The following is a 21,342-nucleotide window of genomic DNA, read 5'->3' on the forward strand; positions in this document are numbered from 1 at the left end:
GGACGCGGCTACCAGCCCGCCGGCGGCCCGAAGCCCGCCCCCGGCTGCGCTGCGCCGCCCGCCGCCGCCCTGCGCCTGGCCACCAGCGTCCAGGTCCCCAACCCGAGGACCAGGACGCTCCCGGTACCGATTCCGGCGGCCGCGACGACCCGCATCACGCCGCTGCGCCCGTCCGGCGCGGCACCACGCCCTCCGTCCACCGCCCGGGCATCCCCTTTCGGGACGCCGAAGTCCCGGGACGCCTCCGTGTACGCGGGTCCCGGTCGCGCGGCGCCCTGCACGGCGACCCGCAGCGTCACTCCGTACGCCCGGTCGCCGAAGGTGCTGGAGACCTCGGGGTTCAGCGTGACCCGCAGGGAGTACCAGCCCGCCAGCCGCATGCCGCCGACGGCGCTGGAGAAGTCGAAGCGGTTCTCGTACGCCACCGGCGGCAGCGGGTCCAGCGAGACCGTCTTGAGGTCCCCGTCGTACAGCATCGCGTTGTGGCCCGTCACGAACCCCCGCGCGGGGTTGTGCAGCGCGACGGACAGGGCGTTGCTCACCATCCCCTTCCGGCCGCCCCCGGCGTTGTGCAGGCCGACGTCCGCGTAGATCTGCTGTCCCCAGTCGACGGGCACCCGGTAGAAGAGGGTCTGCCCGGGGGTGATCTCGTCGCGCCACTCCCCGGCGGTCAGCGCGGTCGCGTCGTTGAACCCGGTGCCGCCGTGCCGCTTGCGCGCACTGCCCTTCGGCGGCCCGGGCGGCGTGCTGGGCCAGCCCTGCGGCGCCTTGGTCGGCCCGGCCTGCTTCAGCCCCGGCTCGGACTGGTGCCGGATCTCCAGGTCCCAGGCCTCCCGGGAGGACGTGGCCTTCGCGGTGCGCTGCACCAGGACGTAGTAGGCGCCCGCGGTCTGGCACCTGCGCGAGTCCGGCACGATCAGCCGGGCGGCGGTGGCGCTGAGCGGGCGCGGGTACGCGGCCGTCCCGAAGTTCATGCCCTCGCCCTGGTCGCAGGGGATGCTGCTGCCGTCCAGCATCGACACCTTGAGCCCGTCGGCGTACTGGACGCGGGCCCCCGCCTTCGGCACCCCGACGGCCGACACATGTGCGTTCGTCCTGGCGTCGAGGTCCAGCCGGTAATACCGCTTCTCGTTCGGTCCGATGCTGTCCCGGTACGCCTTCCCGGCCGCCAGCACGGGCGCGTCGGCGGTGCTCGACGTGGCCCGGACCTGCTGGATGCCCTCGGCGAAGACGTACGGGTCCGGCCCGGCTGCCGCGAGCGACGCCCCCGGCAGGCAGAGCACCGCGCAGAGCGCCGCCACCCCGGCGAGACGCACCCGTGGCCACCCGGCCCCACAGGCTCCCCGGCCCCCGTCTCGCTCCCTCGTCACCACGCCGCCCCTCGCCCTCTCCGGGTGGCCGTCTGCCACCGCGGTGGGCGCAACGGACTCCGTGAGGCTCATCCTGCCCCGCCGGCACCAGCACTGTCCGCTCATACGACCGATTACCGGCCCTGGAAGGCCCTCTGCGGGCCTGCGAAGTGACGACCCGCCAGGAACCCGCCCACCCGCCGTACGGCGCTCACGGCCCGCTCAGAGCGCGCGCCCGGGAAACCCCGCGCGAATGTTTCACGTGAAACACAGACCGCACCCACGGACCGTTTCACGTGAAACATCACGCATGAGAGCCCGGACAGCACAAAACCCCGGCCGCTCCTCAGAGCGACCGGGGTTTTGCGTGTGACTACTGGGGCTCACACACCCGAACCTGCGGGCACGGAGTCAGTCGCCTCCGTCCACAGATCCTGCTCGGCGCGATCCGCCTGGATCTGGCGGTACACGAGGAGCCCGCCAATGGCGGCCAGTGCGACCAGGAGAAGCTTCTTCACCGCGCGACCTCGTCTTTCCTTGACGTAGGAGACCTCTTGGCGGCCGACTATACACACCGGCCGATACCGATCGGTGACCTACCGGGGGGTTCAACTGCCGGACGCACAAAAGCGGTTGGCCCGGACGAGAAGTTTCTCGTCCGGGCCAACCGGTGTCTGTGGGCCTAACAGGATTTGAACCTGTGGCCTCATCCTTATCAGGGATGCGCTCTAACCAACTGAGCTATAGGCCCGCTGCGCTCGCGCGCTGACTCCTGAAGATTAGCGCACGAGGGGCGCAGTCCCAAAATCGGTTCTCCGCCCCCCGCCACCAGCGCCTACTCGTCTTCGGCGAGCGTGAGCTCCACACCGCCCACGAAACCGGCCGACAGGTTGTAGATGAAGGCGCCCAGCGTCGCCAGGGCCGTCATCAGCACCACGTCGATCACCGCGATCACCGAGGTGAAGGTCAGCACCCTCGGCAGCGACAGGAACGACTGGAGGTCGAACCCGCTGCTCTCACCGGAACCGGCCGTCGAGCTGGTCGCCTCGCTGATCGTGCCGCCGACGGTCTCGAAGACGCCCATGGCGTTCATGACCATCCACAGCACGGTCGCCGCGATCACCGTGCAGATGCCCAGGGCGATCGACAGCAGGAAGCTGACCTTCATCACCGACCACGGGTCGGCCTTGGCCACCCGCAGCCGCGCCTTGCGCGTACGGGGCGTGGTCCGCGCCCCCGTACGCGGCCGACGCACCGCACCCGTCTGACCGCCCTGCGTACCGCCGCCGCCCTGGCCCGCGGCCGGACGCTGGCCACCCTGGGTGCCACCGCCGCCCTGCTGACCGCCCTGCGTCGCCTGGTACGCCTGCGGCGGGTGATACGGCTGGGAACCCGGCCCCTGGGCCGGCTCCTCCCGCTCACCGGGCAGCGGTCCGGCCGCGTACCCCTCGTAACCCTGCTGGGGCTGCGGCCCCCGGGTGTCCGTCACAGTTCCCCCCTGGGAGTCCGCGGCAGAGCCACGGGCACCGGGTGCTCCAGATCCGGAAGTTTTTCCTCCGGTGCCCGTGGCTCCACTCACGACCTACTCCTCGTGCTCCCCTGCCGAAGGCTCGACGCCCTCGGCTACTTCGGTCGCGGCCGTGGCAGTGACCGCACCGTCCGCTTCGGTCTCGGAGCCGTCTGCCCCGTCGACCTCCTCGGCCTCACGGCCGGCCTCGGCGTTGCGGGCGATGCCGACGACGGCGTCCCGCTTGCCCAGGTTGATCAGTTGGACGCCCATGGTGTCACGGCCCGTCTCCCTGACTTCGTTGACTCGCGTACGAATCACACCACCGCCGAGGGTGATGGCGAGGATCTCGTCGGTCTCCTCGACCACCAGCGCGCCCACGAGCGAGCCCCGGTCCTCCACGATCTTGGCGGCCTTGATGCCGAGACCGCCGCGGCCCTGGACGCGGTACTCGTCGACGGGAGTGCGCTTCGCGTACCCGCCGTCGGTTGCAGTGAACACGAACGTACCCGGCCGGACCACATTCATCGAGAGCAGTTCGTCGCCCTCTCGGAAGCTCATGCCCTTGACGCCCGACGTCGCACGGCCCATCGGACGCAGTGCGTCGTCCGTCGCCGTGAACCGGATCGACTGGGCCTTCCTGCTGACCAGCAGCAGGTCGTCCTCCGCCGACACCAGCTCCGCGCCGATCAGTTCGTCGTCGCTGCCGTCCGCGGTCTCCCGCAGGTTGATCGCGATGACACCACCCGAACGGGGCGAGTCGTAGTCCTTCAGCGACGTCTTCTTCACCAGGCCGCCCTTGGTGGCCAGAATCAGGTACGGCGCCGCGTCGTAGTCACGGATCGCGAGGATCTGCGCGATCTTCTCGTCCGGCTGGAACGCGAGGAGGTTCGCCACGTGCTGGCCGCGCGCGTCCCGGCTCGCGTCCGGGAGCTCGTAGGCCTTCGCGCGGTACACCCGGCCCTTGTTCGTGAAGAACAGCAGCCAGTGGTGCGTGGTGGTCACGAAGAAGTGGTCGACGATGTCGTCCTGCTTCAGCTTCGTGCCGCGCACGCCCTTGCCGCCGCGCTTCTGCGACCGGTAGTCCTCGGTCTTGGTGCGCTTGACGTAGCCGCCACCGGTGATGGTGACGACGATGTCGTCCTCGGCGATCAGGTCCTCGATGGACATGTCGCCGTCGAAGGGCACCAGCTGGGAGCGCCGGTCGTCGCCGAACTTGTCGACGATGACGGCCAGTTCCTCGCTGACGATCGCACGCTGGCGCTGCGGGGAGGCCAGGATCTTGTTGTACTCGTTGATCTTGGCCTGGAGCTCGTCGTGCTCCGCCACGATCTTCTGCCGCTCCAGGGCGGCCAGACGGCGCAGCTGCATCTCCAGGATCGCGTTCGCCTGGATCTCGTCGATGGACAGCAGGCCCATCAGGCCCTCGCGGGCGATCTCGACCGTGTTCGAGCGGCGGATCAGCGCGATGACCTCGTCGATCGCGTCCAGCGCCTTGAGCAGACCGCGCAGGATGTGCGCCCGCTCCTCCGCCTTGCGCAGGCGGAACTGCGTACGACGGACGATGACCTCGATCTGGTGCGTCACCCAGTGGCGGATGAACGCGTCCAGCGACAGGGTGCGCGGCACACCGTCGACGAGCGCCAGCATGTTCGCGCCGAAGTTCGACTGGAGGTCGGTGTGCTTGTACAGGTTGTTCAGCACGACCTTGGCGACGGCGTCGCGCTTGAGCACGATGACCAGGCGCTGACCGGTCCGGGACGAGGTCTCGTCACGGACGTCGGCGATGCCGCCGACCTTTCCGTCCTTCACCAGGTCGGCGATCTTCTGCGCCAGGTTGTCCGGGTTCGTCTGGTACGGAAGCTCCGTGACGACCAGGCACTGACGGTTCTGGATCTCCTCGACGGCCACCACGGCGCGCATCGTGATCGAGCCGCGGCCCGTCCGGTACGCCTCCTCGATGCCCTTGCGGCCCACCACCAGGGCGCCGGTCGGGAAGTCGGGGCCCTTGATGCGCTCCATCAGGGCGTCCAGGAGCTCCTCCTGCGAGGCCTCCGGGTTCTCCAGGCACCACTGGGCGCCAGCGGCGACCTCGCGCAGGTTGTGCGGCGGGATGTTGGTCGCCATGCCGACCGCGATCCCGGCGGAGCCGTTGACCAGCAGGTTCGGGAAGCGCGACGGCAGGACCGTCGGCTCCTGGTTGCGGCCGTCGTAGTTGGCCGTGAAGTCGACGGTCTCCTCGTCGATGTCGCGGACCATCTCCATGGAGAGGTTCGCCATCTTGCACTCGGTGTAGCGCATGGCGGCCGCCGGGTCGTTGCCCGGGGAGCCGAAGTTGCCGTTGGAGGCCACCAGCGGCATGCGCATCGACCACGGCTGCGCCAGACGCACCAGGGCGTCGTAGATCGAGGAGTCGCCGTGCGGGTGGTAGGTACCCATGACGTCACCGACGACGCGGGCGCACTTGTAGAAGCCCTTCTCGGGCCGGTAGCCGCCGTCGTACATCGCGTACAGGACGCGACGGTGCACGGGCTTCAGGCCGTCCCGCACGTCGGGCAGCGCACGCGCCACGATGACGGACATCGCGTAGTCGAGGTAGGACCGCTGCATCTCCGTCTCGAGCCCGACGGGCTCGATCCGTACGGTCTGATCCTCGGGAACAGGGGTGACAGGGGTGTTCTCGTCGGCCATTGCTGGTCAAAATCCTTTCGAAGCGGTCAGCGACGGACCGACTCAGATGTCGAGGAAGCGAACGTCCTTGGCGTTGCGCTGGATGAACGAGCGCCGCGCCTCGACGTCCTCGCCCATCAGCACCGAGAACAGGTCGTCGGCCTGGGCCGCGTCGTCCAGGGTCACCTGGCCGAGCACACGGTGGTCGACGTCCATCGTGGTGATGCGCAGCTCCTCGGCATCCATCTCACCGAGACCCTTGAAGCGCTGGAGGTCGCCCTCCTTGATGCGCTTGCCCTGCTGCTCGCCCGCCTCGCGGAGCGCGTCGCGCTCACGGTCGGAGTAGGCGTACTCGACGTTGTCGCGGCTCCACTTGAGCTTGTACAGCGGCGGACGCGACAGGTACACGTGCCCCGCCTCGACCAGCGGCCGCATGAAGCGGAACAGGAACGTCAGGAGCAGCGTGTTGATGTGCTGACCGTCGACGTCGGCGTCCGCCATCAGGATGATCTTGTGATAGCGGAGCTTCTCGATGTCGAAGTCCTCGTGCACACCGGTGCCGAAGGCGCTGATCAGCGCCTGGACCTCGGTGTTCTGGAGGATCTTGTCGATGCGCGCCTTCTCGACGTTCAGGATCTTGCCTCGGATCGGCAGGATGGCCTGGTACATCGGGTTGCGGCCGGACTTCGCCGAGCCGCCGGCGGAGTCACCCTCGACGATGAAGATCTCGCACTTCGTCGGGTCGTTGGACTGGCAGTCGCTGAGCTTGCCCGGCAGCGACGCCGACTCCAGCAGGCCCTTGCGGCGGGTCAGGTCGCGCGCCTTGCGGGCGGCGACACGGGCCGTGGCGGCCTGGATCGCCTTGCGGACGATGTCCGCGGCCTCGTTCGGGTTGCGGTCGAACCAGTCGTTGAGGTGCTCGTGCACGACCTTCTGCACGAAGGTCTTGGCCTCCGTGTTGCCCAGCTTGGTCTTCGTCTGGCCCTCGAACTGCGGCTCGCCCAGCTTCACCGAGATGATCGCGGTCAGACCCTCGCGGATGTCCTCGCCCGCCAGGTTGTCGTCCTTCTCGCGCAGGAACTTCTTCTCCCGCGCGTACCGGTTGACCAGACCCGTCAGCGCCGCACGGAAGCCCTCCTCGTGCGTACCGCCCTCGTGCGTGTGGATCGTGTTAGCGAACGAGTACACGCCCTCGCTGTACTGCGAGTTCCACTGCATCGCGATCTCGACCGAGAGCATCCGCTCCCGGTCCTCGGCCTCGACGTCGATGACGGTCGGGTGGATGAGCTCGCCCTTGCGCGAGTTCAGGTACTTCACGAAGTCGACGATGCCGCCTTCGTAGTGGTACGTGACCGTGCGGACCTGCTCGTCGTCGGCGGTGTCCGGAGTGTCGGCACCGGCGACGGCCTTCGCGGACTCCCGCTCGTCCGTGAGCTTGATGGTCAGTCCCTTGTTCAGGAACGCCATCTCCTGGAAACGCCGCGACAGCGTCTCGAAGGAGTACTCCGTCGTCTCGAAGATGTCCGGGTCGGCCCAGAACGTGACCGAGGTACCGGTCTCCTCGGTGGCCTCGTGCCGCTCCAGCGGCGCCGTCGGGGCACCCGCCTTGTAGTCCTGCGTCCAGCGGTAACCGTCCGTACGGATCTCGACGGCCAGCTTGTACGACAGGGCGTTGACGACGGAGACACCGACACCGTGCAGACCGCCGGAGACCGCGTAGCCGCCGCCGCCGAACTTGCCGCCCGCGTGCAGCACGGTGAGCACGACCTCGACGGCCGGCTTCTTCTCGACCGGGTGGATGCCCACCGGGATGCCTCGGCCGTTGTCGATGACGCGCACGGCGCCGTCGGCCAGGATCGTGACGTCGATGGAGTCCGCGTGCCCGGCCAGGGCCTCGTCGACGGAGTTGTCGACGACCTCCTGCACCATGTGGTGCAGACCACGCTCACCGGTCGAGCCGATGTACATGCCGGGGCGCTTGCGGACCGCGTCCAGGCCCTCGAGGACGGTGATCGCGCTGGCGTCGTACGACGAGGTGACCTCGGAGTTGGTGCCCCCCGAAGAGGTCACCTCCGCGGCAGTGCCCTCGGCGTCCTCGCCGGCAGTGGACGGACTGATCTCGTTGGGGTTGCCGGAATCGGCCACGAAGCGCCCTTTCTGGCACAGCACAGGCCCATCCCCTGCCGTCGGCTGGGGGAATCCCCATCCCCAGGCAGGCAGGAGCGGCTGCGTCGTTCTGTGTGAGTCGACGTGCCCCGCGAAACAAGCGAGGACTATCCACCAGTCTACCGGTAGCGCAGACATGAATGGGGGTTTGCCGGTACCTGAGTCCGCATGTGCCGCCCGGAACCGGGGCCGCCCGACTCCCCATATCCGGAGAGGGGCTCCAAGCGGCTCCAGAGGGCGTCCAGCGCTTCGGGCTGTCAACCACTCATTACCGTGAGGGACGCCTCACTCCCACCGCCCGGTTTCACGTGAAACATCCTCGTCATGTTTCACGTGAAACAGGGACGCACCGGCTCTAGCCGTACGTGTCCCCGGGCCCCGTGCTCCCCGGCGCGCGCAGCGGCCCGTACCGCCGCTGCGGTGCGTTCGGACCCTCCAGCCTGATCTGGCGCACGGTGTCCCGGCCGAGCTCCCCGTTGAGCCGCTTCAGCAGGTTCGGCTGCAAGTACTTCATCTGCGTCACCCACGCCGTGGAGGTGCAGCGCACCCAGAGAATCCGCTCGTCCTCGTCGTACTTCAGCGGCTCGGTGTGCTGCGCGACATCGGGGCCCACGATCTCCTTCCAGCGCCCCATCACCCCGCTGACCGCGATCGGCATCTCCCAGCCGCGCTCGGTCTTCAGCCGGTCCAGCGCCGCCCCCAGCTTCAGCGGGTCCCGGCCGTCCGCCCCCGACCCCGACCGGATGCTCCCGCCCCGGCGCACCGTCTTCTTCTGCTGCGCCGCGGCCCCGCGCGCCCGCGCCTGCTCCTTCGCCGCGGCCAGGGCCTGCCGGGCGAGGTCCACACCCGAGGACTCCGGGGGAGCGGGCTTCTTCGGGTCGTCGCTCACAGGCGGGTCACCTCTCCGTCGGCCACCCCGTACCGGACCCCCGACAGCACTCCGGGGACGTCGTCGTCCACCGCCGCCGTCACCAGCACCTGCTCACCGGGCGCCACCAGCTCCGCCAGCCGCTCGCGCCGCCGCACGTCCAGCTCGGCGAAGACGTCGTCCAGGACGAGCACGGGCTCATTGCCCTCGGCACGCAGCAGGTCGTACGAGGCGAGCCGCAGCGCCAGCGCGTACGACCAGGACTCCCCGTGACTCGCGTAGCCCTTCGCGGGCAGCTGACCCAGCTTCAGCAGCAGGTCGTCGCGGTGCGGGCCGACCAGGGTCACGCCCCGCTCGATCTCCTGCTTGCGCGCCTCACCGAGCGCCTCCAGCAGCTGCCCGTACAGCTCCTCCCGGGTCTGTCCCTCGCCCGGTGCCGAGCTGCGGTACTCCAGCAGCAACGGGCCGCCGCCGGGCGCGAGTTGCTCGTACGCCTTGTCGGCCAGCGGCTGAAGGGTCGCGACGAGGTCCAGACGCTGGGCGAGCAGCTCGGCACCGGCCTTCGCCAGGTGCTGGTCCCACACGTCGATGGTGGACATGTCCATGGACCGCCCACCGTGCCGCCTGGCCATCGCCGCCGACTTCAGGAGGGTGTTGCGCTGCTTCAGTACGCGCTCGTAGTCGGACCGCACCCCGGCCATGCGCGGGGAGCGCGCCGTGACCAGCTCGTCCAGGAACTTCCGGCGCTCGCCCGGATCGCCCTTCACCAGGGCAAGATCCTCGGGCGCGAACAGCACGGTCCGTACGATCCCCAGCACGTCCCGGGGCCTGACCTGCGAGGACCTGTTGATACGGGCCCTGTTCGCGCGGCCCGGATTGAGCTCCAGCTCGACCAGCTGGGAGCGCTCGCCCTGGGTGACGGCCGCCCTGATCACGGCACGCTCGGCGCCCATCCGCACCATCGGGGCGTCCGAGGAGACGCGGTGGCTGCCGAGCGTGGCGAGGTAGCCGATCGCCTCGACGAGATTGGTCTTGCCCTGCCCGTTCGCCCCCACAAAAGCGGTGACGCCCGGGTCGAGCGGAACTTCGACCCGGGCGTACGAGCGGAAGTCGGCCAGCGACAGATGCGTGACGTGCATGGTGGTGCGCCGACCTTCCCCCGACCGCGCTTACTTCTTGTTGGACTCGACCGCGTGGCCGCCGAACTGGTTGCGCAGCGCGGCGATCATCTTCATCTGCGGGGAGTCGTCCTGCCGCGAGGCGAACCGCGCGAACAGGGAGGCCGTGATCGCGGGCAGCGGCACGGCGTTGTCGATGGCGGCCTCGACGGTCCAGCGGCCCTCGCCGGAGTCGGCGGCGTAGCCGCGCAGGCCCTCCAGGTGCTCGTCGTCGTCGAGCGCGTTGACCGCGAGGTCCAGCAGCCAGGAACGGATGACCGTGCCGTCCTGCCAGGAGCGGAAGACCTCGCGCACGTCGGTGACGGAGTCGACCTTCTCCAGGAGCTCCCAGCCCTCGGCGTAGGCCTGCATCATGGCGTACTCGATGCCGTTGTGGACCATCTTCGCGAAGTGGCCGGCGCCGACCTTGCCCGCGTGGACCGAGCCGAACTCGCCCTCGGGCTTGAGGGCGTCGAAGACCGGCTGGACCTTCGCGACGTTGTCGGCGTCGCCGCCGTACATCAGCGCGTAGCCGTTCTCCAGGCCCCAGACACCGCCGGACACACCGCAGTCGACGAAGCCGATGCCCTTGGCCTGCAGCTCCTCGGCGTGCTTCTCGTCGTCCGTCCAGCGCGAGTTGCCGCCGTCGACGACTACGTCACCGGGGGAGAGCAGCTCGCCCAGGGCGTCGATCGTGGACTGGGTCGCGTCACCCGCCGGGACCATGACCCACACGACGCGGGGGCCCTTGAGCTTGCCCACAAGCTCTTCCAGGCTGTGGACATCCGCGACGTCCGCGTTGCGGTCGTAACCGATGACGGTGTGGCCTGCGCGGCGGATGCGCTCGCGCATGTTGCCGCCCATCTTGCCGAGGCCGACGAGACCGAGCTCCATCAGAAGATTCCTTTAGCTTCGAGGCGATTCGTACCCAGGTACGAGCCTACGCCCGGCTTGTGCGGACGGCCCGAGGGGCACGTGAGGCCCGGGGCCACCAGGGCTCCGGGCCTGCACGGCACTGCTGAACAGGTCAGCCGGACAGACGCACCGGCATGATCAGGTACTTGTACGCGTCGTCCGCCTCGGCGTCCGCGGCCGGGCGGCCGCTGAGCAGCGCCGGCTTGGTGGACGTGGTGAACGAGAGCTGGGCGACCGGGGAGTCGATGGCGCTCAGACCGTCCAGCAGGAAGGTCGGGTTGAAGGCGATCGAGATGTCGTCGCCGTCGAGGTTGGCGTCGACGCGCTCCACAGCCTGTGCATCGTCGCTGGAACCCGCTTCGAGGATCAGGACGCCCTGCTCGAAGGTCAGCCGGACCGGGGTGTTGCGCTCGGCGACCAGGGCCACGCGCTTGACGGCCTCGACGAACGGGGCGGTCTCGATGACGGCCACCGAGTTGAACTCGGTCGGGAACAGCGTCCGGTACTTCGGCAGGTCGCCTTCGAGCAGCCGGGTCGTCGTACGGCGGCCCGCGCCCTCGAAGCCGATCAGGCCCTCACCGGCGCCGGAGCCCGACAACGCGATCGTGACCGTGTCACCGCTGGTCAGGGACTTGGCGGTGTCCAGGAGCGTCTTGGCGGGCACCAGGGCGACCGCGGAGGCCTCCGGGTCCTCCGGCTTCCACAGGAACTCGCGGACCGCGAAGCGGTAGCGGTCGGTGGAGGCCAGCGTGACGGTGTCGCCCTCGATCTCGATGCGCACACCGGTCAGGACGGGGAGCGTGTCGTCGCGGCCGGCGGCGATGGCCACCTGGGCGGCGGCGGACGCGAAGACCTCACCGGGGACGGTGCCCGTGGCGGTCGGCATCTGCGGCAGCGCCGGGTACTCCTCCACAGGGAGGGTGTGGAGTGTGAACCGCGAGGAGCCGCAGGCCACGGTCGCCCGTACACCGTCTGTGGAAATCTCCACCGGCCGGTTGGGGAGGGCGCGGCAGATGTCGGCGAGCAGACGCCCCGACACCAGGACCGTGCCGTCCTCCTCGATCTCCGCGTCGACCGACACACGGGCCGAGACCTCGTAGTCGAAGCCGGAGAGGCTCAGAGCGCCCTCCTCGGCCTTCAGCAGAAGGCCCGCGAGGACGGGCACCGGCGGACGGGCCGGGAGGCTGCGGGCCGTCCAGGCCACCGCCTCCGCGAGTACATCGCGCTCCACCCGGATCTTCACCGGAACCGCCTCCTGCTGTTGCTGGCTCGCCCTGCTGGCTTTCGTCGTCTGGATCGGTGTCTCCCTGCCGTCGGCGGGGGAGGTTCACCGGGGACCAGTCTGACGTACGCCACCGACACTCGGTGCTGCCGCCGGTCAAGTCGGGCCGAGAGCGGCCTGGAGGTTCCGGGCCGAGTTGTACACAGGGCCTTCTTCTTTGCGGATTCCGGGCTCTCTCTGAGTGGGAGTAGTAGTAGGGCCTGTGGAAACCGTGGATAACCCCGTTTTCGCAGCTCAGACCCACTTTTTTGTCCACTGCCCCTGTGGGTGGGACCCGTGGACAACTTGCCTGTTCTGTGGACGGGGCGGAGTTCTGCACACCCGGTGCACAGGCAGGGGCCACTTCCCCACAGCTGTGTCCCCAGCTTTACCCACCTTCCCCACAGCCCAACCGACCTCCTTGGTGTGACGCCTTTCACTCGACCCGGTGAGAAGGGGTGTCGCGTTGCCGAACAGTGGACAGCCGTGTGGAGAAGCTGGGGACAAGACGGCTCAGCCTGTGGGCTGCCCGTGGACAACTCCTTCGGCCCCCTGTGGAGGAAAATCTTGTCCACAGGCTGTGGATCATTGTTTGCCACAATTCCACAAGCACCTGACCTGGGGTGATGAAGCCTCAGCAACCGCCCCTGTGGACATAATCTGGACAACTCCGCAGTCCCCAGGGTGTGGACGGAACATCGTCCCAGGATCTGTGGAGAACTCCAGCCCAGAGGCCCGAATTCGAACAGCGGGATGTGCCGAGCACCCGTCAACAGCCTTGGGAAAACGTCGCGGAGCCCCGGAAACGGGTGCCGGAGATGCTCGGACAGGAGCGGAGCGGCCGCCCGGAGAACGCTTCTGGGGCAACCCACAGGCCGCTCACGGAGCACACGCAAGGGCGCCCGGAGACCAGTGGCCTCCGGGCGCCCTTCGTCGACGCAACCCTCGTAACGGCGGCTCTGTCAGCCGTTCTTGATGCGGTTGGTGAGCTCCGTGACCTGGTTGTAGATGGAGCGCCGCTCCGCCATCAGGGCCCGGATCTTGCGGTCGGCGTGCATCACCGTCGTGTGGTCGCGGCCGCCGAACTGTGCGCCGATCTTCGGCAGCGACAGGTCGGTCAGCTCACGGCACAGGTACATCGCGATCTGCCGGGCCGTCACCAGCACGCGGCTGCGCGAGGAACCGCACAGGTCGTCCACCGTCAGCCCGAAGTAGTCCGCGGTCGCCGACATGATGGCCGGGGCCGTGATCTCCGGGGAGGCGTCCTCGCCGCCGGGGATGAGGTCCTTCAGCACCTGCTCGGTGAGACCGAGGTCCACCGGCTGCCGGTTCAGGCTCGCGAAGGCCGTGACCCGGATCAGCGCCCCCTCCAGCTCGCGGATGTTGCGCGAGATGCGGGAGGCGATGAACTCCAGGACCTCCGGCGGGGCGTTGAGCTGCTCCTGCACCGCCTTCTTGCGGAGGATCGCGATCCGCGTCTCCAGCTCCGGCGGCTGCACGTCGGTGGTCAGGCCCCACTCGAAGCGGTTGCGCAGCCGGTCCTCCAGCGTGACCAGCTGCTTGGGCGGCCGGTCGGAGGACAGCACGATCTGCTTGTTCGCGTTGTGCAGGGTGTTGAAGGTGTGGAAGAACTCCTCCTGCGTCGACTCCTTGCTCGCCAGGAACTGGATGTCGTCGACGAGCAGGATGTCCACGTCGCGGTAGCGCTTGCGGAAGGCGTCGCCCTTGCCGTCGCGGATGGAGTTGATGAACTCGTTGGTGAACTCCTCCGAGCTCACGTACCGCACCCGCGTGCCCGGGTAGAGGCTGCGCGCGTAGTGGCCGATCGCGTGCAGCAGGTGCGTCTTGCCGAGACCGGACTCGCCGTAGATGAAGAGCGGGTTGTACGCCTTCGCCGGTGCCTCGGCGACGGCGACCGCGGCCGCGTGCGCGAACCGGTTCGAGGAGCCGATGACGAAGGTGTCGAAGAGGTACTTGGGGTTCAGGCGCGCGTGCGGCTCGCCGGGGCCGGGCGCCGGCGCGGGCTGCGCGGCCAGCGGGCCGGGTGCGCCGCTGGAGGCGGGCAGCGACGGACCGCCGCCGTGCCGCGGTACGTGTTCATGCCGGTCCGGCCGGTCCTGGCGCTCCGCGCGCTCCTGCCGCTGGGGCTCGTACGACGACGGCTGGTCGTAGGACTGCCGGTCGGGGAGCTGCGAGCGGTAGTCGTGCTGCGGCGGCCGGGAGTAGGGGTCGCGCTCCTGGAAGCCGCCGAGCCGGGGCTGCTGCCAGCCGCCGTGGTCCTCCTGCGCGCCGGGCCAGGTGCCGGGCGCGGGGCGCGACTGCTGGCGGTACTCGGGGTAGGCGGGGCGGGCCACGGGCAGGCCGTCGTCGGAGGGACGGTGGCCGTAGGAGTCGTACGCGTCACGGTCGTCGCGGCTGTCGCGAACATCACGCTGCTGCGGCTCGTCGTGCTGCTGCCCGTGCTGACCCTGCTGGCGCTGTGCCGGGTAGGAGGACTGCTGGTGGGACTGCTGCCGTACGGGGGCGGGGGCCTCGCCGACCGAGTCGTCGACGGTGATGGCGATCCGGATCGGACGCCCGCACTCACGGCTCAGGGCCTCGCTGACGAGCGGCGCCAGACGACCCTCGAGGACCTGCTTGCTGTACTCGTTGGGGACGGCCAGCAGGGCGGTGTCGGCGACCAGCGCGAGGGGCTGGCAGCGCTCGATCCACTGCTTGTCCTTGGCCTCGACACCCTGCTGTCCCTCCCCGAGCAGGTGCTCCAGCACGCGTGGCCACACTGCGGCAAGATCGGCAGGTACGTCAGCCACAGGGCACGCTCTCTCACAGGTCCCACGAAGGTGTGGTTCTTAAGGGACGGGACGGGACGGACAGGCTGGACGGGCAGGGACACAAGGGCCGCTTGTCGACGAATGCCTGAATCCTGGTTGTGCCACGGTAGTCGCGGCAGCTCACGCGGTTCAAGTTGTTGTCCACAGGCTGTGCACAGAGGGCCCCCGACTGGCCCCGGTTTGACCGGATGGCGTAGCCGCGCGTACCGTAACCAGGTCGAGTTGTCGATGGCTGCTGCCGCCTGCCTCCGATGGGCAAAGATCATGGTCAATGATCGTGAAGCGGTGCACTGAGAGCGTTGCGAGCTTCCTCGTGGGCGCACGGTGACAGCCAGGCGATGTGTTCGCCACCCCCGATTCATTTCTGGAGCCCCCGAGTGAGCAAGCGCACCTTCCAGCCGAACAACCGCCGTCGCGCCAAGACCCACGGCTTCCGTCTGCGCATGCGTACCCGCGCCGGCCGCGCCATCCTGGCGAACCGCCGTGCCAAGGGCCGCACTGAGCTGTCCGCCTGATCCCGTACGGGTCATGACGTGCTGCCTACCGAGAACCGGCTGAGGCGGCGCGAGGACTTCGCGACCGCGGTACGACGAGGGCGCCGCGCAGGCCGCCCGCTTCTCGTCGTCCACCTACGCAGTAGCGGTGCAACGGACCCGCACGCGGCAGGGGAGAGCACTCCCCCGACGCGTGCGGGTTTCGTCGTGAGCAAGGCCGTTGGCGTTGCCGTCGTACGCAACGCGGTGAAGCGGAGACTGCGCCACCTCATGCGCGAACGGATCGCCGAGCTGCCCCCCGGTAGCCTGGTGGTCGTACGGGCGCTGCCCGGAGCGGGTGACGCCGACCACGCACAGCTGGCCCGAGACCTGGACGCCGCACTGCAGCGGCTGCTGGGCGGGGCTCCCCATACCGAAGGTCGGGGGAGAGGCACGCGATGAAGTACCCGCTACTGGCCCTCATCAAGCTGTACCAGTGGACCATCAGCCCGCTGCTCGGGCCGGTCTGCAGGTACTACCCGTCGTGTTCCCACTACGGATTCACGGCCATCGACCGGCACGGCGCGGTGAAGGGCACTGCTCTCACCGCCTGGCGCATCCTGCGGTGCAACCCGTGGTCGCCCGGCGGTGTGGACCACGTGCCACCACGCACCCGTCGTCGTTGGCACGAAGCGCTGCGCGACGCGTGGCGCGGAAGCAAGGGCGAGAAGCCCGCCGTCGGCGTGTCTTCTCCGGGGTCCGACCAGACCCCGAGCCCGGCCGCAGAGACCTCGCCCAATGCTCAAGGAGCTTGATTAGTGGACACGATTGCCAGTCTGTTCAGCTTCATCACCTGGCCCGTTTCCTGGGTCATCGTCCAGTTCCACAAGGTGTACGGGTTCATCTTCGGACCCGACACGGGGTGGGCCTGGGGCCTGTCCATCGTGTCCCTCGTGGTGCTCATCCGCATCTGCCTGATCCCGCTCTTCGTGAAGCAGATCAAGTCGACGCGGAACATGCAGGTGCTCCAGCCGAAGATGAAGGCGATCCAGGAGCGCTACAAGAGCGACAAGCAGCGTCAGTCCGAAGAGATGATGAAGCTGTACAAGGAGACGGGCACCAACCCGCTCTCCTCGTGCCTTCCCATCCTGGCGCAGTCCCCGTTCTTCTTCGCCCTGTACCACGTGCTCTCCAGCATCGCCGACGGCAAGAAGATCGGCGTCATCAACGACCAGCTGCTGGAGAGCGCCCGTCAGGCGCACATCTTCGGTGCCCCGCTGGCCGCGAAGTTCATGGACAGCGCCGACAAGATCGCCAGCCTGGACGCCTCGGCGACCTCGGTCAAGATCGTCACCGCGGTCATGATCGTGATGATGTCGGCCTCGCAGTTCTTCACGCAGCGCCAGCTCATGACGAAGAACGTCGACCTCACGGTCAAGACGCCGTTCATGCAGCAGCAGAAGATGATGATGTACATCTTCCCGGTGATGTTCATGGTGATGGGCATCAACTTCCCCGTCGGTGTCCTCGTCTACTGGCTGACCACCAACGTGTGGACCATGGGCCAGCAGATGTACGTCATCAACCAGAACCCGACGCCGGGCAGCAAGGCCCAGGACTCCTACCTGCAGCGTCTGCTGAAGTCCACGGTGGAGTCGGGCCAGGTCAAGGCCAAGCGCAAGCGCAACGTCGTCAAGGTGATCGTCGCCAAGGGCCCCGACCGCAACGACGTCGAGCGCAAGTTCATCACCGGCCTGGCCAAGGCCGGCTTCGTCGCCGAGGCGGACGGCACGGTCTCCCGGAGCACCACCGCCCTCGCCGAGGCGGAGGGTGGCGCCGCGGCCGCCAAGCGGCAGCAGCCCAAGCGTCAGACCAAGGCCAAGCGCCAGTCGGCCACCGTCCAGCAGGGCACGGCGGCGAAGGCTCCCGAGGACTCCGACTCCAAGACCTCCTTGGAGAAGAAGGACGCGGCGCAGGACGCCAAGCCCACGGCGGCGGGCAAGCCCGCTGCTCGTTCCCAAGCCAAGTCCGGGCAGCGCAAGGGCCCGCAGCGGCCCAAGCACCCGTCCAAGAAGTAAGAAGGAGTCCTCCCGTGACGGACGGCACCACCACTTCCTCCGCGCCCGCCGAGGGCACCGACACCCTGACGCGCCTGGAGCAGGAAGGTGAGATCGCGGCCGACTACCTCGAGGGTCTGCTCGACATCGCCGACCTGGACGGCGACATCGATATGGACGTCGAGGCCGACCGGGCCGCTGTCTCGATCATCAGCGACTCCAACGGCCGCGACCTGCAGAAGCTCGTGGGCCGTGACGGCGAGGTGCTCGAAGCACTTCAGGAGCTGACCCGGCTGGCCGTGCACCGCGAGACCGGTGACCGCAGCCGTCTGATGCTGGACATCGCGGGCTTTAGGGCCAAGAAGCGCGAAGAGCTCGCGGAGATCGGCGCCAAGGCCGCGGACGAGGCGAAGACCTCGGGCGCGCCCGTGAAGCTGGACCCGATGACGCCGTTCGAGCGCAAGGTCGTGCACGACGCGGTCGCCGCGGCGGGTCTGCGCAGCGAGTCCGAGGGCGAAGAGCCCCAGCGCTTCGTCGTCGTTCTCCCGGCCTGACCGGATACGTGCTTTTTCGGCCCCGTCTGTTCTGTTCGCAGACGGGGCCGATCTTTGTCAGCCTGATAGTCAGCCCACAGTGCGGTACGGAAGGACGGTCCCCGTGACGGAGGCAGCAGCGGAGCTTCCCCAGGCGCCCGAAGAGGCCAAGGCGGTATTCGGTGAGTACTTCCCGCAGGCCGTTCGGTACGCCGAGCTGCTCGCGGACGCCGGGGTCGAGCGCGGTCTGATCGGCCCGCGCGAGGTACCGCGCCTGTGGGAGCGGCACCTGTTGAACTGCGCCGTCCTCTCGGAGGTCGTCCCGCAGAACACCACGGTCTGCGACGTCGGCTCGGGCGCCGGTCTGCCCGGCATCCCGCTCGCCCTCGCCCGCCCGGACCTGAAGATCACCCTTCTGGAGCCACTGCTGCGGCGTACGAACTTCCTCCAGGAAGCCGTCGAGCTGCTGGGCCTGGACCACGTCACCGTCGTACGGGGACGGGCCGAAGAGGTCATGGGCAAGGTCGAGCCCTTCCACGTGGTCACTTCTCGCGCGGTGGCGCCGTTGGACCGGCTGGCCGGCTGGGGTGTTCCGCTGCTGCGTCCGTACGGCGAAATGCTCGCCCTCAAGGGCGACACCGCCGAAGAGGAGCTCAAGGGTGCGCGGGCCGCGCTCGGCAAGCTGGGCGTGGTGAAGACCGAGGTGCTCCAGGTCGGCACCGGTGTGGTGGATCCACTGTCCACGGTCGTACGGGTCGAGGTCGGCGAGAGCCCGGGCGGTGTGCGGTTCGCGGCGAAGCGGGCCAAGGCCGCGCGGACCGGAAGGTCGCGTCGCCGCCGCTGAACGGCGGAATCCTGCCCCGATGCTCCATACAAGGTGCCGCGCCTGCGCGGCGCGGAGTGTCGGGGTCTTCCGATGAGTCCACGCAGGCATCGTGTTTCACGTGAAACGTCGCTCGTTGCTGCAAGGAATCATCAGCCGGGGCCGTGCTGCTGCCGCCCCGCACGAATCGAGGCCCGAAAGGGTCATGGGGTTGTCCACAAGAGCGGGTTCTTCCACAGGAGAACGGGCCTCACTGGTTCATGACCCCCTAAGCGTGACAGGCTCTGAGCACTACGAGCCTGAAGTCGAGGAGAGTGAATCCTTGCGGTCCGACGCCAACATCGCGGGACCGATGACCGATCCGGTCCCCGGCCCCCGTTCCGAAGCGGCAGGAGCCGATGTTTCACGTGAAACATCGCCCCTGCCGGACGACACCCCTGTCGGGCGTGCTGCCCAGGTGGCGGTGGATGCCCTCGGCCGTACCGGCGAGGGTCTCCCGAAGCCCGAGCAGACACGCGTGATGGTGGTTGCCAACCAGAAGGGCGGAGTGGGGAAGACCACGACCACGGTCAACCTCGCCGCCTCGCTCGCACTGCACGGTGCACGGGTCCTGGTGATCGACCTCGATCCGCAGGGCAACGCCTCCACGGCACTGGGAATCGACCACCACTCCGAAGTCCCCTCCATCTATGACGTGCTGATCGACAGCAAGCCGCTGTCGGACGTGGTCCAGCCCGTCCGAGACGTCGAAGGGCTCTTCTGCGCCCCGGCCACCATCGATCTCGCCGGTGCGGAGATCGAACTGGTGTCGCTGGTGGCACGTGAGAGCAGGCTCCAGCGGGCCATCCAGGCCTACGAACAGCCGCTGGACTACGTCCTCATCGACTGCCCGCCGTCCCTGGGACTGCTGACGGTCAACGCGATGGTCGCCGGTGAGGAGGTGCTGATCCCGATTCAGTGCGAGTACTACGCGCTGGAAGGGCTCGGCCAGCTCCTGCGGAACGTGGAACTGGTGCGCGGGCATCTCAACCCCGAACTCCACGTCTCCACGATTCTGCTGACCATGTACGACGGTCGGACCAGGCTCGCCTCGCAGGTGGCGGAGGAAGTGCGCAGCCACTTCGCCAAGGAAGTCCTCAAGACCAGCATCCCGAGGTCCGTCCGGATCTCGGAGGCTCCCAGCTATGGGCAGACCGTGCTCACCTATGACCCGAGCTCCAGCGGCTCGCTGTCGTACCTCGAGGCGGCGCGGGAGATCGCGCTGCGGGGGGCCGGTGTCTACTACGACGCGCAGCACGCCCATGCTGTCGACCAGAACAATCAGCACGGTGTGGCGGAGGGTGTCCAATGAGCGAGCGACGTAGGGGACTGGGGCGTGGGCTCCAGGCACTGATTCCGAATGCCTCCCGGGAGCCGCAGGTACCCGGCGCCGGCACGGCGACCGCAGAGCGCGGGGTGGCCGCGGCGAAGGTGACCGCGCTGCGGGAGAGCGATGTTTCACGTGAAACATCGCTGCCGCCCCGCACACCGGAAGCACCGGTGACCCCGGAGCAGGAGCCCGATACGGCTGCTCTCCAGGTGCCGGTGGGAGCGTTCTTCGCGGAACTTCCGCTGGACTCGATCACGCCGAACCCGCAGCAGCCGCGTCGCGTGTTCGACGAGGACGCGCTGGCCGAGCTGATCACCTCCATCAAGGAAGTGGGGCTCCTCCAGCCGGTCGTGGTGCGGCAACTGGGCCCGGAGAGCTTCCAGCTCATCATGGGCGAGCGCCGTCTGCGGGCCAGCCGTGAAGCGGGTCTGGAGCGCATTCCGGCGATCATCCGGGCGACCGAGGACGACAAGCTCCTCCTCGACGCCCTGCTGGAGAACCTGCACCGGGCCCAGCTGAACCCGGTGGAAGAGGCACTGGCGTACGACCAGCTGCTCAAGGACTTCGGCTGCACGCACGACCAGCTGGCCGACCGGATCGGGCGTTCGCGCCCGCAGGTCTCCAACACGCTGCGTCTGCTGAGGCTCCCGATGGCCGTGCAGAAGCGGGTCTCGGCCGGAGTGCTCTCCGGTGGCCATGCCCGGGCGCTGCTCGGCCTGGAGGACTCCGAGGCGCAGGAGCACCTCGCGAAGCGCATCGTCCAGGAAGGTCTCTCGGTCCGTACGACCGAGGAGATCGTCAAGATGATGGAGTCCGAGCCGAAGAAGACGGTCAAGCCGAAGGGCCCGCGGGCCGGTGCCCGGATGGCTCCCGCGCTGTCGGACCTGGCATCGCGGCTGTCCGACCGCTTCGAGACCCGGGTGAAGGTCGACCTGGGGCAGAAGAAGGGCAAGATCACCGTCGAGTTCGCCTCGGTGGAGGATCTGGAGCGCATCCTCGGCACCCTCGCCCCGGGCGAGGGACGGGTTCTGGAGAAGAGCCTGAGCGAGCAGGACGGGCAGGACCAGGAGAGCTGATCTCCCGAAGTCCTGTGAAGGGCGGGGGTGTTCCGGCAGTGGCCGGAACACCCCCGCCCTTTGCTTGTCGTCGGTATCCGTGCGATTGCCCGGTGGATACGATGCCTCGTGGTACGGCGCATCCACTGTGATCCACCTCGAAGGGGGAACGGAGCCATGCGATCGGTGAGCCGGAGCCAACTGGTGACTGCGGGACTGGGAATCGGGGCGGTCGGCGGATTCGTCGGCAGCCTGCTCCGGGAATGGAGCGCGCTGAGTGCCGCCCGCGGTGCGGCAGGCGAAGAAAG

The 21,342-nt window shown here is 68.6% G+C and carries 18 protein-coding genes and 1 tRNA gene; 8 read left to right on the forward strand and 11 right to left on the reverse strand.

Annotated elements, in window-relative coordinates; genetic code table 11:
• Positions 1-8: 8 nt before the first annotated feature.
• From ACIO3O_RS25630 to dnaA, 11 genes are all read right to left on the reverse strand, one after another.
• Positions 9-1,316 (reverse strand): hypothetical protein, encoded by a 1,308-nt coding sequence (locus ACIO3O_RS25630; protein WP_401749636.1) that lies wholly within the window; start codon positions 1,314-1,316, stop codon positions 9-11.
• A gap of 416 nt (positions 1,317-1,732) precedes the next feature.
• A complete protein-coding gene (locus tag ACIO3O_RS25635) occupies positions 1,733-1,867 on the reverse strand; it encodes a DLW-39 family protein (RefSeq protein ID WP_003958712.1) in 135 nt (44 codons plus the stop codon).
• 159 nt (positions 1,868-2,026) lie between these two features.
• A tRNA-Ile gene (locus ACIO3O_RS25640) sits at positions 2,027-2,100 on the reverse strand.
• 84 nt (positions 2,101-2,184) lie between these two features.
• Positions 2,185-2,838 (reverse strand): DUF3566 domain-containing protein, encoded by a 654-nt coding sequence (locus ACIO3O_RS25645; RefSeq protein ID WP_401749638.1) that lies wholly within the window; start codon positions 2,836-2,838, stop codon positions 2,185-2,187.
• A 93-nt stretch (positions 2,839-2,931) separates the two neighbouring features.
• Positions 2,932-5,547 carry a DNA gyrase subunit A gene (gene gyrA, locus ACIO3O_RS25650; protein ID WP_401749640.1) on the reverse strand — a complete coding sequence of 872 codons (2,616 nt, stop codon included), beginning with the start codon at positions 5,545-5,547 and terminating at the stop codon, positions 2,932-2,934.
• Positions 5,548-5,589: 42 nt separating this feature from the next.
• The gene (gene gyrB / locus ACIO3O_RS25655) at positions 5,590-7,695 is read right to left on the reverse strand and encodes a DNA topoisomerase (ATP-hydrolyzing) subunit B (RefSeq protein WP_401749643.1); all 2,106 of its coding nucleotides are present in this window, start codon (positions 7,693-7,695) and stop codon (positions 5,590-5,592) included.
• 352 nt (positions 7,696-8,047) lie between these two features.
• Positions 8,048-8,581 carry a DUF721 domain-containing protein gene (locus ACIO3O_RS25660; RefSeq protein WP_401749645.1) on the reverse strand — a complete coding sequence of 178 codons (534 nt, stop codon included), beginning with the start codon at positions 8,579-8,581 and terminating at the stop codon, positions 8,048-8,050.
• Complete coding sequence (gene recF / locus ACIO3O_RS25665; protein ID WP_401749647.1) at positions 8,578-9,699, reverse strand: DNA replication/repair protein RecF; 1,122 nt, start codon at positions 9,697-9,699, stop codon at positions 8,578-8,580. The genes ACIO3O_RS25660 and recF overlap by 4 nt, the downstream gene beginning before the upstream one ends.
• 30 nt (positions 9,700-9,729) lie before the next feature.
• Positions 9,730-10,611 carry a phosphogluconate dehydrogenase (NAD(+)-dependent, decarboxylating) gene (gnd, locus tag ACIO3O_RS25670; protein ID WP_401749649.1) on the reverse strand — a complete coding sequence of 294 codons (882 nt, stop codon included), beginning with the start codon at positions 10,609-10,611 and terminating at the stop codon, positions 9,730-9,732.
• Positions 10,612-10,744: 133 nt separating this feature from the next.
• Positions 10,745-11,875 carry a DNA polymerase III subunit beta gene (gene dnaN, locus ACIO3O_RS25675; protein ID WP_401749651.1) on the reverse strand — a complete coding sequence of 377 codons (1,131 nt, stop codon included), beginning with the start codon at positions 11,873-11,875 and terminating at the stop codon, positions 10,745-10,747.
• Between the two features lie 980 nt (positions 11,876-12,855).
• Entirely contained in the window at positions 12,856-14,703 is a 1,848-nt protein-coding gene (gene dnaA, locus ACIO3O_RS25680; RefSeq protein ID WP_401749653.1) for a chromosomal replication initiator protein DnaA, read from the reverse strand.
• Positions 14,704-15,101: 398 nt separating this feature from the next.
• Between dnaA and rpmH the strand changes: the two genes are divergently transcribed.
• The 8 genes from rpmH to ACIO3O_RS25720 all read left to right on the forward strand — a co-directional run bounded on the left by rpmH (position 15,102) and on the right by ACIO3O_RS25720 (position 21,055).
• On the forward strand, positions 15,102-15,239 hold the full coding sequence (gene rpmH / locus ACIO3O_RS25685; RefSeq protein WP_014137019.1) for a 50S ribosomal protein L34: 138 nt from the start codon (positions 15,102-15,104) through the stop codon (positions 15,237-15,239).
• Positions 15,240-15,257: 18 nt separating this feature from the next.
• Complete coding sequence (gene rnpA / locus ACIO3O_RS25690; RefSeq protein ID WP_189822527.1) at positions 15,258-15,659, forward strand: ribonuclease P protein component; 402 nt, start codon at positions 15,258-15,260, stop codon at positions 15,657-15,659.
• Positions 15,656-16,012: a membrane protein insertion efficiency factor YidD gene (yidD, locus tag ACIO3O_RS25695; protein WP_401749656.1), complete on the forward strand. Its 357-nt coding sequence runs from the start codon at positions 15,656-15,658 to the stop codon at positions 16,010-16,012. The genes rnpA and yidD overlap by 4 nt, the downstream gene beginning before the upstream one ends.
• Before the next feature lie 3 nt (positions 16,013-16,015).
• The gene (yidC, locus tag ACIO3O_RS25700; protein WP_401749659.1) at positions 16,016-17,275 is read left to right on the forward strand and encodes a membrane protein insertase YidC; all 1,260 of its coding nucleotides are present in this window, start codon (positions 16,016-16,018) and stop codon (positions 17,273-17,275) included.
• Between the two features lie 14 nt (positions 17,276-17,289).
• Positions 17,290-17,808 carry a R3H domain-containing nucleic acid-binding protein gene (locus ACIO3O_RS25705; RefSeq protein ID WP_189822530.1) on the forward strand — a complete coding sequence of 173 codons (519 nt, stop codon included), beginning with the start codon at positions 17,290-17,292 and terminating at the stop codon, positions 17,806-17,808.
• Positions 17,809-17,911: 103 nt separating this feature from the next.
• Positions 17,912-18,631 (forward strand): 16S rRNA (guanine(527)-N(7))-methyltransferase RsmG, encoded by a 720-nt coding sequence (gene rsmG, locus ACIO3O_RS25710; RefSeq protein ID WP_401749661.1) that lies wholly within the window; start codon positions 17,912-17,914, stop codon positions 18,629-18,631.
• Positions 18,632-18,884: 253 nt separating this feature from the next.
• Positions 18,885-19,961, forward strand: a complete 1,077-nt coding sequence (locus ACIO3O_RS25715) for a ParA family protein (protein WP_401749663.1) — start codon at positions 18,885-18,887, stop codon at positions 19,959-19,961.
• A complete protein-coding gene (locus tag ACIO3O_RS25720; RefSeq protein WP_401749665.1) occupies positions 19,958-21,055 on the forward strand; it encodes a ParB/RepB/Spo0J family partition protein in 1,098 nt (365 codons plus the stop codon). The genes ACIO3O_RS25715 and ACIO3O_RS25720 overlap by 4 nt, the downstream gene beginning before the upstream one ends.
• Positions 21,056-21,342: the final 287 nt, after the last annotated feature.

The organism is Streptomyces sp. NPDC087440, assembly GCF_044744005.1.
Classification (GTDB): Bacteria; Actinomycetota; Actinomycetes; order Streptomycetales; family Streptomycetaceae; genus Streptomyces.

Bases quoted from the DNA above. Each gene is read 5' to 3' on its own strand.
- ACIO3O_RS25720 (WP_401749665.1), top strand. From the start codon at position 19,958: ATGAGCGAGCGACGTAGGGGACTGGGGCGTGGGCTCCAGGCACTGATT.
- gnd (WP_401749649.1), bottom strand. From the start codon at position 10,611: ATGGAGCTCGGTCTCGTCGGCCTCGGCAAGATGGGCGGCAACATGCGC.
- gyrA (WP_401749640.1), bottom strand. From the start codon at position 5,547: ATGGCCGACGAGAACACCCCTGTCACCCCTGTTCCCGAGGATCAGACC.
- yidD (WP_401749656.1), top strand. From the start codon at position 15,656: ATGAAGTACCCGCTACTGGCCCTCATCAAGCTGTACCAGTGGACCATC.
- recF (WP_401749647.1), bottom strand. From the start codon at position 9,699: ATGCACGTCACGCATCTGTCGCTGGCCGACTTCCGCTCGTACGCCCGG.